This window comes from Candidatus Providencia siddallii (assembly GCF_964026685.1).
GTDB lineage: Bacteria > Pseudomonadota > Gammaproteobacteria > Enterobacterales > Enterobacteriaceae > Providencia_A > Providencia_A siddallii_A.
Genome location: NZ_OZ034688.1, coordinates 151,291 through 164,119 on the forward strand (window position 1 = coordinate 151,291; position 12,829 = coordinate 164,119).

13 protein-coding genes and 1 pseudogene are annotated in these 12,829 nt (G+C 24.4%); 6 read left to right on the plus strand and 8 right to left on the minus strand.

Annotated features, from left to right (window positions below; all coding sequences use genetic code 4):
* Positions 1 to 119 precede the first annotated feature (119 nt).
* The 8 genes from rplA to tusD form a co-directional block, all read right to left on the minus strand.
* Complete coding sequence (rplA, locus tag AAGD61_RS00570) at positions 120 to 815, minus strand: 50S ribosomal protein L1 (RefSeq protein ID WP_341765103.1); 696 nt, start codon at positions 813 to 815, stop codon at positions 120 to 122.
* 369 nt (positions 816 to 1,184) lie between these two features.
* Positions 1,185 to 1,571 carry a preprotein translocase subunit SecE gene (gene secE / locus AAGD61_RS00575; protein ID WP_341765104.1) on the minus strand — a complete coding sequence of 129 codons (387 nt, stop codon included), beginning with the start codon at positions 1,569 to 1,571 and terminating at the stop codon, positions 1,185 to 1,187.
* A gap of 144 nt (positions 1,572 to 1,715) precedes the next feature.
* A complete protein-coding gene (fusA, locus tag AAGD61_RS00580; RefSeq protein ID WP_341765105.1) occupies positions 1,716 to 3,848 on the minus strand; it encodes an elongation factor G in 2,133 nt (710 codons plus the stop codon).
* Positions 3,849 to 3,941: 93 nt separating this feature from the next.
* Complete coding sequence (gene rpsG / locus AAGD61_RS00585; RefSeq protein ID WP_341765106.1) at positions 3,942 to 4,412, minus strand: 30S ribosomal protein S7; 471 nt, start codon at positions 4,410 to 4,412, stop codon at positions 3,942 to 3,944.
* Positions 4,413 to 4,468: 56 nt separating this feature from the next.
* A complete protein-coding gene (gene rpsL, locus AAGD61_RS00590; protein WP_341765107.1) occupies positions 4,469 to 4,843 on the minus strand; it encodes a 30S ribosomal protein S12 in 375 nt (124 codons plus the stop codon).
* A gap of 114 nt (positions 4,844 to 4,957) precedes the next feature.
* Positions 4,958 to 5,245: a sulfurtransferase complex subunit TusB gene (tusB, locus tag AAGD61_RS00595; protein WP_341765108.1), complete on the minus strand. Its 288-nt coding sequence runs from the start codon at positions 5,243 to 5,245 to the stop codon at positions 4,958 to 4,960.
* Positions 5,246 to 5,276: 31 nt separating this feature from the next.
* Positions 5,277 to 5,636: a sulfurtransferase complex subunit TusC gene (gene tusC / locus AAGD61_RS00600; protein ID WP_341765109.1), complete on the minus strand. Its 360-nt coding sequence runs from the start codon at positions 5,634 to 5,636 to the stop codon at positions 5,277 to 5,279.
* Between the two features lie 6 nt (positions 5,637 to 5,642).
* Positions 5,643 to 6,044, minus strand: coding sequence for a sulfurtransferase complex subunit TusD (tusD, locus tag AAGD61_RS00605; protein ID WP_341765110.1), 402 nt, complete (start codon positions 6,042 to 6,044; stop codon positions 5,643 to 5,645).
* A gap of 645 nt (positions 6,045 to 6,689) precedes the next feature.
* On the opposite strand from tusD, the pseudogene thiC reads away from it, so the two are divergent.
* From thiC to thiH, 6 genes and pseudogenes are all read left to right on the plus strand, one after another.
* A pseudogene (gene thiC / locus AAGD61_RS00610) lies at positions 6,690 to 8,516 on the plus strand (phosphomethylpyrimidine synthase ThiC); the annotation flags it as partial.
* Positions 8,517 to 8,652: 136 nt separating this feature from the next.
* On the plus strand, positions 8,653 to 9,315 hold the full coding sequence (gene thiE / locus AAGD61_RS00615; protein WP_341765111.1) for a thiamine phosphate synthase: 663 nt from the start codon (positions 8,653 to 8,655) through the stop codon (positions 9,313 to 9,315).
* Between the two features lie 58 nt (positions 9,316 to 9,373).
* Positions 9,374 to 10,135 carry a HesA/MoeB/ThiF family protein gene (locus AAGD61_RS00620; RefSeq protein WP_341765112.1) on the plus strand — a complete coding sequence of 254 codons (762 nt, stop codon included), beginning with the start codon at positions 9,374 to 9,376 and terminating at the stop codon, positions 10,133 to 10,135.
* Entirely contained in the window at positions 10,119 to 10,319 is a 201-nt protein-coding gene (thiS, locus tag AAGD61_RS00625; protein WP_341765113.1) for a sulfur carrier protein ThiS, read from the plus strand. The genes AAGD61_RS00620 and thiS overlap by 17 nt, the downstream gene beginning before the upstream one ends.
* A 5-nt stretch (positions 10,320 to 10,324) precedes the next feature.
* Positions 10,325 to 11,104 carry a thiazole synthase gene (locus tag AAGD61_RS00630; protein WP_341765114.1) on the plus strand — a complete coding sequence of 260 codons (780 nt, stop codon included), beginning with the start codon at positions 10,325 to 10,327 and terminating at the stop codon, positions 11,102 to 11,104.
* Positions 11,097 to 12,218: a 2-iminoacetate synthase ThiH gene (gene thiH / locus AAGD61_RS00635; protein WP_341765115.1), complete on the plus strand. Its 1,122-nt coding sequence runs from the start codon at positions 11,097 to 11,099 to the stop codon at positions 12,216 to 12,218. Before AAGD61_RS00630 ends, thiH begins: the two co-directional genes overlap by 8 nt.
* Positions 12,219 to 12,829: the final 611 nt, after the last annotated feature.

The following is a 12,829-nucleotide window of genomic DNA, read 5'->3' on the forward strand; positions in this document are numbered from 1 at the left end:
TTCTATGTTTTAATATTAATTTATTAATAATAATTTATTATTTTATTTTAACTAGATTTTATACAAAATAATATAAATGTAAAGTATTATTAAAAATAATGTTATGTATCAATTATTGATTATATTAATAAACTTGTTTGATTTATAATAAGGCTTGTAGTCATAGTACTAGATAAAGTTATTTTTTTAATAAAAATTCCTTTTGATGTGTTTGGTTTTTCTTTTTTTAAATTATTTAATAGTGTTTTTAAATTTTCTTTTAGATTATTTACGCTAAAATTAATTTTACCTATACTTGTATGTATAATTCCATTTTTATCATTTTTATAGCGAATTTGTCCTGATTTAGCATTTTTTACTGCATTAAAAATATTAGTAGTTACAGTTCCAAATTTAGGGTTAGGCATAAGACCGCGAGGTCCTAAAAATTGTCCTATTTTGCTAACTACATGTATTGCTTCAGGAGAAGCAATAACTACATCAAATTTTATTTTTTCGTTTTTGATTGTATCTATTATATCTTCCATCCCAATTAAATCTGCTCCTGCAATTTTAGCTTCTTCTGCATTTTTACCTTGTGCAAATACTGCAACATTAATTTTGCGTCCAGTGCCATGTGGTAATATTATTGTACCTCTAATATTTTGATTTGATTTTCGTGGGTCTATTCCTAAATTAATAGCTACATCTATACTTTCTATGAATTTTACTGTAGATATTTCTTTTAAAAGGCATATAGCTTCATCTATGTTGTATTGTTTAGTTTTATCAATTTTTTCATTTATGTTTTGCATTCGTTTAGTTAATTTGGTCATTTGTTTTTTAATTTTCACAATTTTTAATTATTTATAGGATTAAATGTTTTTTAATATATAAAATGATGATATATTATTATTGAAAACAATTAATGTATTTAGTAGTTTTATAGTTATATTTTATATAATTTTTGATAATTTTTTAAAAAAAATAAATAAAATTACATTGATTATTTAATAGTATATTATAGTTTTTTTATATGAAAATATTCATTTAAATATTTTATTTTTTTTTATAGAATATTTAAGTATATTTTTATTATATATAAATATAGTGTAAAGTAAATATAAATTTAATCTTAAATATTTGTTTGGATTTGTTTTAGATAATAATTAATATTTATTGTATTTATTATAAATATAATATGTTTAAAATAACTTTATATTTGTAATAAATGAAATAAATCTTACTAATATACTATCTAAACCCCAAAGGATTAGTGACATAATAGTTGTTACTATAGCGACAACTAAAGTAATTTGTAATGTTTCTTGTTTAGTTGGCCAAATTACCTTTTTTATTTCTATAAATGATTCTTTTGTAAATTCTAATATTTTTTTTCCTTTTTTTGTCCATAAAGCTATAATACCTGAAAGTAATATTAAACTTATAATTACAAAAAATCTTATTATTAAATTATATTTACGGAAATAATAGTTTCCAATAATTGCTATAATTAATAAAATAAAAACTATACCCCATTTAAATATTTCTATATTATTTTTATTTTTTTGATTTTCATTGTTTTGATACATAATTAATATCTTTTAAGAAGTTTTTTATTAATATTTTTTTAGAAAACAATATATTTTTTAAAAAAATTATAAAATTAAAAAATATTGGTATATTTTAGAATAAATTTATGATAAGTTTTTTTATTATAAAAATCTTATTGAAAATTAGTTAATTTTTCTTTCTTCAAAAATAGATTGTGCAATATTATTTGGTGTTTCATTATATTTTATAAATTCCATAGAAAACGAAGCTCTGCCTTGAGTTTGAGATCTTAGGTCTGTTGCATAACCAAACATTTCTGATAATGGTACTTGCGCATGAACAAGTTTACACATATGTAAATCACTCATTCCTTCAATTATACCTCTTCTTCTATTAAGATCTCCAATTACATCTCCAATATAATCTTCTGGGGTTTCTACTTCGACTTTCATAATAGGTTCTAGAAGAATAGGTTTAGCTTTTTTAAATCCATTTTTAAAAGCAATGGATGCTGCAATTTTAAAAGCTATTTCAGATGAATCAACTTCATGATAAGAACCAAAATGTAGACGAACGCCAATATTTACAACTGGGTAATTTGCTAATGGACCAGATTTTAATTGTTCTTGAATTCCTTTGTCAATAGCATTTATAAATTCACCAGGAATTACACCTCCTTTAATTTCATTTATAAATTCATAATCTATATTTTCCCCATTTTTATCTTTTTTGTTTAATGGGAAAATATCAATAACAACATGACCATATTGTCCTCGCCCACCAGTTTGTTTTGCATGTTTTCCTTCTATATTATTTACTTTAATGGTAATTGCTTCACGATAAGAAACTTGTGGTTTACCAACGTTTGCTTCAACTTTAAATTCTCTACGCATACGTTCAACTAGAATATCTAAATGTAATTCTCCCATTCCAGCGATTATTGTTTGGTTTGTTTCGTTATTACTTGAAACTTTAAATGATGGATCTTCTTGAGCTAGTCGTCTTAATGCAATACTCATTTTTTCTTGATCAGCTTTAGTTTTAGGTTCAATTGAAACAGAAATTACTGGTTCTGGAAAATCCATTTGTTCAAGAATAATTGGATGTTCAATTGAACATAGAGTATCTCCAGTAGTAACATCTTTTAATCCAATGGCAGCAGCTATATCTCCAGCACGAACTTCTTTTAATTCTTCTCTTTTATTAGCATGCATTTGAACAATACGTCCAAATCGTTCTTTTTTTGATTTAATTGGATTTAATATGGTATCTCCTGAATTAATTATACCTGAATATACTCTAAAAAATGTTAAATTACCTACAAAAGGATCTGTTGCTATTTTAAATGCTAAAGATGAGAAATGTTCATTATCGCTTGCTTGTCTATTAGTATTTGTGTTTTCTCCTTTACCATTATCGATAATTCCTTTAATTGCAGGTATGTCTGTAGGAGCAGGTAAGTATTCAATAATTGCATCTAGTACAGCTTGAACACCTTTATTTTTAAACGCAGAACCACAAGTTACTACTATAATTTCATTTGCAATAACTCGTTTTCGCAAAGCGTTTTTAATTTCATTTTCGGTTAGTTTTTCGCCATTTAAGTATTTTTCCATTAATTCTTCAGAATTTTCTGCAGCTGATTCAATAAGTTTATTATTCCATTCTTTTGCATCTTTTTTTAAACTTGTAGGTATATCTTCATATTTAAATGTAACTCCTTGGTCTTTATTATTCCATTTAATTGCTTTCATTTTTATTAAATCTACAACACCAGTAAATGTATTTTCTGATCCAATTGGAATTTGTAATGGTACAGGATTTGATCCTAAACGAGTTTTTAATTGTTCTATAACTCTTAAAAAATTTGCACCGATTCTATCCATTTTATTAACAAAGGCTATTCTAGGAACTTTGTATTTATTAGCTTGTCTCCATACTGTTTCGGATTGAGGTTGTACACCACCTACGGCGCAATAAACCATTACTACACCATCTAAAATACGCATTGATCGTTCAACTTCTATTGTAAAATCAACATGTCCTGGTGTATCAATAATATTTATACGATGTGGTTTAAATTGTTTTGCCATTCCAGACCAAAAAGTAGTAGTTGCAGCAGATGTTATTGTTATACCACGTTCTTGTTCTTGATCCATCCAATCCATCGTTGCAGAACCATCATGTGTTTCACCAATTTTATGGTTTACACCAGTATAAAATAAAATTCGTTCAGTTGTTGTTGTTTTACCTGCATCTATATGTGCACTAATTCCGATGTTACGATAATGTTCTATAGGTGTTTTTCGTGCCATTATTTCCTCTGTGTTATATATTTAATTGATTGTTAAAAAAATATACTATAAATAAAATTTTAAGAAAATTATAAAATTACGATGACGAATTTATTACCAGCGATAATGTGCGAATGCTTTATTAGCTTCTGCCATTTTATGAATTTCTTCACGTTTTTTTACAGCAGATCCTTTTTTTTCTGTAGCATCTGTTAATTCATTAGATAATCTAAGAGACATAGACTTATCATTACGTTTGCGAGCAGCATTAATTATCCAACGCATTGCTAATGTATTACGACGTGTTTGTCGAACTTCGACTGGAACTTGATAAGTTGAACCCCCAACTCTTCGTGCTTTTACTTCTACAGTTGGTCTTACATTATCTAATGCTATTTCAAATGCATCAAGTTCATTTTTATTAGAATGTTTAGATAATTTTTTTAGTGCTTTGTATACGATTGTTTCAGCAATAGATTTTTTTCCGTTAATCATTAAGATATTTATAAATTTAGCTAGTAATTCTGAACCAAATTTTGGATCCGGAAGAATTTTACGTTGATTAATTATACGACGACGTGACATAAAATATTTTACTCCGTAAAATATAGTTTTTTAATTATTTAGAATTATTTTAAAAATTATTTTTTAGGTTTTTTTGTGCCATATTTAGATCTTGATTGTTTACGATTTTTTACACCTGCACAATCTAATGCTCCTCGAATTGTATGATAACGAACACCTGGTAAGTCTTTTACACGACCGCCTCGAATTAATACTATTGAATGTTCTTGTAAATTATGTCCTTCTCCTCCAATATATGAAGATACTTCATATCCATTAGTTAAACGAACACGACATACTTTACGTAAAGCTGAATTTGGTTTTTTAGGTGTAGTTGTATATACACGAGTGCATACTCCACGTTTTTGTGGACAAGATCCTAATGCAGGGACGTCGCTTTTAATAATTTTAGAATTACGAGATTTACGTACTAATTGGTTAATAGTGGTCATTATGTAATAATATTCCTAATAAGTGTATATTTTTTAAAATTGTAATTTTTACAAAAAGATTCTAGATTTTATGTCTGATTATTTTATCTGTCAAGATATGTATAAAATTTTATATTAAAAAGCAAATTGTTGTTCATGTATTTCAGTTAATTTCACAAAATCTATATATGATATAAAAAAAATTTTTTTAGATATTTTTTTTTGTAATCCTCTAGCATTAACATCTTCATTTAATGCATATATTTTTGCACATGTTTTTTGTAATGCTAAAAAAAAATTTGTTTTTGAAATTCCTGCAATGACTCCATCTTGAAATAGCAATATTGAATCATCTTTATTTATTAAACGTAAGATACTTGAAAAATCACAGTAATACGGAGATCTTGATAATGTATATAACATGATAAATTAATATTAAATTTATATAAAAAAACTAAAATGTAATAATTATTTTGCAATATGAAATTTCATTTTTTATTTGTTTAGAATTTATAAAACGAGGTTTTATAATCCATTTTGAATTTTTAAAAAATCCTCTTTCTTGTAAAGAATCTGTACAAAGATATATATTTTGGATTTTATATAATTTAAATATTTTAAATGTAGTAATATAATCTCGTAGAAGTATATCATTAGGTTTTTGATTGTCTAAAATTTGATAAATACCATCAGAAATAAAAAAAATACTTATTTTTTTTGTTAGTTCAGATGTAGCTATTAATGCATCTTGTCCTTCTTTTCCAATAGAATTTCCATGTGGTGCTCTTGTAAAAACGAATGCGATTTTTTTCATATTTTTTTAAAATTGTATTGTTCTATCAGAATTTAAAATAGCTTCTGCAAAACTTATTAATCCTGTAATTGTAAAATTATCTGCTAAATTATAAATGTTTGATAAAAGTGATTGTTCTTTACTTATAACACCTCTTCGTAATGAAGCAGAACCACAAATTTGTATTTTACACCCTGATTTTTTTGCAATTTGTTGCCATGCTTCATTTAAATTTAACTCATTGGAATCCATGAAAATAAATTTGTTTCCGTTAAGAACCCCTTCTTGATAAAAAAATATAGTTTTTAATATATGTTTTTTATGAAGAAGAGCATTTGCAAAATGATAAGCGCTTAATGCTTTTTGTGTTCCGTAAGGAGGACCTGTAATAATTAAAGAATATGTAAGTTTATTTTTGGAATCAATCATTTATTTTTTATTTTACAAAAATATATTTTGTTGTTTTTTATGTATTTTAAAAAAAATAATAAAAATATAATATTAATTATCAAAATTATATTAATAAATAGATATTTAAAAATTTTAATAGTTTTAAGTTTATTGTTAATAGTAATAAATTAATATAATTAATCTATTAGTATATTAAAAGAAACGTATATGTCTTATTTAAATATTAAAAAAACTGTTTGTTTAATATTTAATAATTTTACAATATGTTATTTTATTTTTTTATATTAACACAGAATTGTCTAGTATAAAACTAAATTTTTAAAATATTTAATAATTTTAAAGATTTAGTTTTATACTAGACAATTTTAGATGATATATAAATATATTATTTTTAGATTAATTCTATAAATTTAAAAAAATTAAAAAAACTTGAGAATCTTTTGAAAGATATTATAATTAATATTAATGTCTGAGTATTTATAAAAAAATATTTAGGTTAAAATTTTTAATATATTTGTATTATTAAAGAAAATTGAAATCTATTTAAAAATATTAAAAACATATTATTAATTTTCATCTAAAGACATAATCAATTTTTTAGGATAAATTTGTTAAGTGTTTTACTTATATTAGTTATAATTTTTAATTTTTAGGGAAATTGTTATGTCAAAAAATATAATACAGGATATTTCTATAAAAAAAATTATAAAAAACCGTAATGAACAACGAGATGCTGCAAAAAAATTTATAAAAAAAATATTAGGGGTTTATTTTCCTAATTCGAAACGTATTTATTTAAAAGGAAGTACTGAAGATATTAAAGTTCCTATGCGTGAGATTCAACTTTCACAAACATTAGTGAATAAAAATAAAAAAAAATTACGTTTTGAGGATAATGAACCAATTTTTGTTTATGATACTTCTGGAGCTTATGGAGATGGTAATTTAGAAATTAATATATGTGATGGATTAAAAAAAATACGATTAAAATGGATTAATGATCGCGAAGATACTGTATCTTTTAAAAATTTAATTTCTAATTTTAATGAGAAATATTTTTTTGATGATTGTTCTAAAAGTTTAAATAATAGTGTTTACAAACAAATATTAAAAGCAAAAAATAATAAATGTGTAACTCAAATTCATTATGCACGAAAAGGTATAATTACACCAGAAATGGAATTTGTTGCTATTCGTGAAAATATGGGTCGCGATCGTATTCGTAATAAAAATTTATTAAAACAACATATAGGAAAAAGTTTTAACTCAAGTATACCTGAAAATATTACTCCTGAATTTGTACGTGAAGAAATAGCTTCTGGTCGTGCGATTATGCCATCTAATATAAATCATCCTGAATCAGAACCAATGATTATTGGATGTAATTTTTTAGTAAAAGTAAATGCTAATATTGGAAATTCATCTATTACTTCTTCTGTTGAAGAAGAAGTAGAAAAATTAATTTGGTCAATACATTGGGGTGCTGATACTGTTATGGATTTATCCACAGGGCGTTATATAAATGAAACTCGTGAGTTAATTTTACGTAATAGCCCTGTTCCAGTTGGAACTGTACCAATTTATCAAGCAATAGAAAAAGTTAATGGTATACCTGAAAAATTAACATGGAAAATATTTCGTGATGTACTTTTGGAACAAGCAGAACAAGGTGTTGATTATTTTACAATACATGCTGGTGTATTATTTAGATTTATTCAAATGACTAGTAAACGTCTTACAGGTATAGTATCTCGTGGTGGTTCTATTATGGCAAAATGGTGTTTATATAATAAAAAAGAAAATTTTTTATATCAACATTTTGTTGAAATTTGTGAAATTTGTGCTGCTTATGATGTTTCTTTATCATTAGGAGATGGATTACGTCCTGGATCTGTTTATGATGCTAATGATGAAGCACAGTTTTCTGAATTAAAAATTTTAGGTGAATTAACTAAAATAGCATGGAAATATGATATTCAAGTAATGATTGAAGGACCAGGGCATGTACCGATGCATATGATACGTCGTAATATTGATGAAGAATTAAAGTATTGTTATAACGCTCCATTTTATACATTAGGTCCAGTGATAACAGATATTTCTCCTGGGTATGATCATTTTAGTTCAGGTATTGGAGCAGCAATGATTGGTTGGTTTGGTTGTTCGATGTTATGTTATGTTACACCTAAAGAACATTTAGGATTACCTAATAAAGATGATGTAAAACAAGGACTTATTGCATATAAGATTGCTGCACATGCTGCTGATTTAGCTAAAGGACATCCTGGAGCACAAATACGTGATAATGCTATTTCAAAAGCACGTTTTGAGTTTCGTTGGGAAGATCAATTTAATCTTGCTATTGATCCTGAAACAGCTAAAAAATATCATGATGAGACATTACCGCAGCAATCTAAAAAAAATGCTAATTTTTGTTCTATGTGTGGACCAAAATTTTGTTCAATGAAAATTTCTAAGGACATACGTAATTCTATAGATATACAAAAAACTGATCAATCAGATGTAAAAAATTAAATTTTTTGTATAAAATTTAATTTTTAGTTTTTTATTTTTATGATTAATTTTAACATAGTAAAATTCGTTATGAGTATATATAATATATATTATGAAGAAATTATATAATGGTAATTTATTACCTTTAACACCTTTTAAAAAAACTAAAAAAAAACTAGGTCTTTATCCTGTAGTTGATTCAGTCTTATGAATAAAACGTTTATTAAGAATAGGTGTTTCAGTTATTCAATTACGTATAAAAAATAAGAATAATGAAGAATTAAAAAATGATATAAAAAATGCTGTAGTTTTAGGAAAAAAATATAATGCATTTGTATTTATTAATGATTATTATGATTTGGCCATAAAATATGGTGCATACGGTGTTCATTTAGGTCAAGAAGATTTATTGGTTTCTGATTTGTTAACGATTCATAAAAATGGTTTGCGTTTAGGTATTTCAACTCATAATAAAAATGAGTTAATTATTGCAAAATATATATGTCCATCATATATATCTATAGGTCATATTTTTCCAACTAAAACTAAAAAGATGTTATCTTTTCCTCAAGGATTAAAAACATTAAAAACAATGGTTAAATCAACATCAAATTATTCTACTGTTGCTATAGGAGGAATTTCTGTAGAAAAAGTTTTGGATGTTTTATCTACTGGTGTTGGAGGTATTTCTTTAGTTAGTGCAATTACAAAAGTTAATAATTGGGATTATATTACTAAGACTTTATTAAAATTAATTGAAAATAAAAAATTATAAAAAAATATTTTATTATTTTATGTATTATAAAATATAATGTCATATATAAGGTTTTATCATGTTAACTGATCATGAGTTTATGCGTTATAGTCGTCAGGTTTTACTTGATGATATTGATGTTCAAGGTCAAGAAAAATTAAAAAATAGTAAAGTTTTAATTGTTGGTTTAGGTGGTTTAGGTTCACCGGTTTCTTTATATTTAGCAGGAGCAGGTGTAGGTAATTTATGAATTGCTGATTATGATAACTTACATTTATCTAATTTACAAAGACAAATATTATACGATACAAAAAATATTTCTAAATCAAAAGTTGAATTAGCTGCAAATAGGTTATATGAATTAAACCCTCTTATTAATATTAATATTTTACATCAAAAATTATTTTTTGAATCATTATTATCTATAGCTAAAAAAGTAGATTTAATTGTTGATTGTTCTGATAATATGATTACACGTCATGATATCAATTCCGTTTGTGTTATGACAAAAACTACTTTAGTAAGTGGTAGCGCTATAGGGTTTTCTGGTCAACTTATAATACTTGAGCCACCATTTAATTATGGATGTTATGCTTGTCTTTATCCTAATAAAGATGATATTGAATTAAATTGTCGTATGTCTGGTATTTTAGGACCTGTTGTTGGTATAATAGGGTCATTGCAAGCGTTAGAAACTATTAAATTGTTAATTGGTTTTCCATCTGTTTTAAGTGGAAAAATATTTTTGTTTGATGCTAAACAACAAAAATGGAATAAACTTCAATTATCTATTTCTTTTAAATGTCCAGTGTGCCAGGAAAAAAATGAACGTAATAATTAATGATCAACTAATGGAATTTGATAAGCATATTACAATTACTGATTTATTAATTTTATTAAATCAAAAAACTTTTGGAACAGCAATTGCAGTAAATAAAATAGTTATTCCTAAAAATCAATGGAATTGTTATTTTATAAATGATAAAGATAACATATTATTATTTCAAGTGATTTCTGGTGGTTAATTATAATGTTAAAAATTGATGGTATAATGTTTAAATCCCGTTTATTTATTGGAACTGGTAAATTTTCTAATTATAAAATAATGCAGGAAGCAATAAAATCTTCTGGAACTCAACTTGTTACAGTAGCTATAAAACGTATTAGTTTTGATAGTTATAAAAATGATAATATTTTAGATTTTTTACAAGAAATTAATGTTAAATTATTACCTAATACGTCTGGTGCAAAAAATGCTCAGGAAGCTATTATAGCTGCGTGTTTAGCACGTGAAGCATTAAATACTAATTGGGTAAAACTTGAAATACATCCAGATGCACGTTATTTATTACCAGATCCAATCGAAACTTTATTAGCTGCAGAAGAATTAGTAAAAAAAAATTTTGTTGTCCTTCCTTATTGTAATGCTGATCCTGTTTTATGTCGTCGTTTGGAAGAAGTTGGATGTGCCGCTGTAATGCCATTAGGTTCTCCAATTGGTACAAATAAAGGATTAATTACAAAAGAAATGTTGCGTATTATTATAAAACAAGCTGATATTCCTGTTATAATAGATGCAGGAATTGGTGTACCAAGTCATGCTGCGGAATCTATTGAGATTGGTGCTGATGCTGTATTAATAAATACTGCAATAGCAGTTTCTAAGCAACCGATTTTAATGGCAAAAGCGTTTAAGTTAGCAGTTCAAGCAGCAGAATTTGCTTTTAAAAGTGGAATTCCAAAAGAAAAAATTAAAGCTGAAGCATCTAGTCAATTAACTAGTTTTTTAGGAATAAAAAATAATGAATAAAAATTTTCGAGAATATTTTGAAAATTTTGACTGGGATAAAATCACATTAAAAATAAATAATAAAACAGTAAAAGATGTTGAATACGCTTTATTAAATGATGAATTAACATTAGATGATTTTATGGCATTATTATCTCCTTCAGCTTGTTTTTTTATTGAAGAAATAGCAAACAAAGCTCAACAATTAACTCGCAAGAGATTTGGTAATACTATTAATTTTTATTTACCATTATATTTATCAAATTTATGTAATAATGATTGCACTTATTGTGGTTTTTCTGCAAAAAATAATATTAAACGAAAAATTCTTAATGATATTGAAGTTATAAACGAATGTAATTTTATTCGTGATATTGGTTTTGATAGTATATTATTAGTTACTGGTGAACATAAAAATAAAGTTGGAATGAATTATTTTCGACATACAATACCTATTGTTAGAGAATTTTTTAGTACATTGATGATTGAAGTTCAACCATTAAGTATTAATGAATATATGGAGCTTAGAGTTATAGGTGTTGATGGTGTTATTATTTATCAAGAAACTTATAATTCTTTAATATATAAAAATAATCATATAAAAGGTAATAAAAAAGATTTTTTTTGGCGTATGAATACCCCTGAACGCATTGGAAATGCAGGGATTGATAAAATAGGGTTAGGGATTTTATTAGGACTTTCAAATAATTGGCGAACTGATTGTTATATATTAGCTGAACATTTATTTTTTCTGCAAAAATATTATTGAAAAACTCGTTATTCTATTTCTTTTCCGCGTTTGCGTCCTTGTATTGGGGGAATTAATCCTTTAATATTAATTTCTGAATTAGAATTGGTTCAATTAATATGTGCTTTTCGTTTATTGTTTCCTAGTGTAGAATTATCTTTGTCTACAAGAGAATCTCCTTTTTTTAGAGATAATGTTATTCCAATAGCAATTAATAATATAAGCGCAGGATCAAAAACGCAGCCTGGAGGTTATTCAAAATTAAGTGCAGAATTAGAACAATTTTTGCCTAATGATAATCGTACTGCGTTACAAATGATAAATGTATTAATTAAAAAAGGATTGCAACCAGTTTGGAAAGATTGGGATAAGTATTTTGGTCGTTAATTTTTATATAAGTATATTTTATATTTGAAATTATTAAATATATTAAAAAATTTAAGTTTTATTTTTATATTTATATATAAAATTATTTATATGTTTTTAAAAAAAATATGATTATTTTGTATATTTTGTTTTGTTTTTTAAAATATGCGTTATAAATATATTGAATTTTTATAGAATTATTTAATAATATTAAAAATATTTTTTAAGTTATTAATTTTTATTATTTTAATATTTTAATATTAAAGCAATAGCTTTTGATTTTTTTTGTAAAAAAGTATAATTTATATAAAAATATAATAAACGTTAAAAAATTTTTAATTAAAAATGTATTTTTTATTTATCATATAAATGTAATATTTTATTTAACATAATTAGTAATTTAATATGTATTTTAATATATATAAATGTATAAAAAATTTATATAAGATAGTATTTTAAAAAAATTCATTGTTTTTTAGAATAAAAATTATTATATGAGTAATATATAATAATTAATTATTATAATAATATTTTTATTTTATAATAAATTAACGTTATTTTATATTTTTTTATTTTAGGTTTTTAAAATAATACATACTAAAAAATAATAGTTTTAATAAAATTATATATTA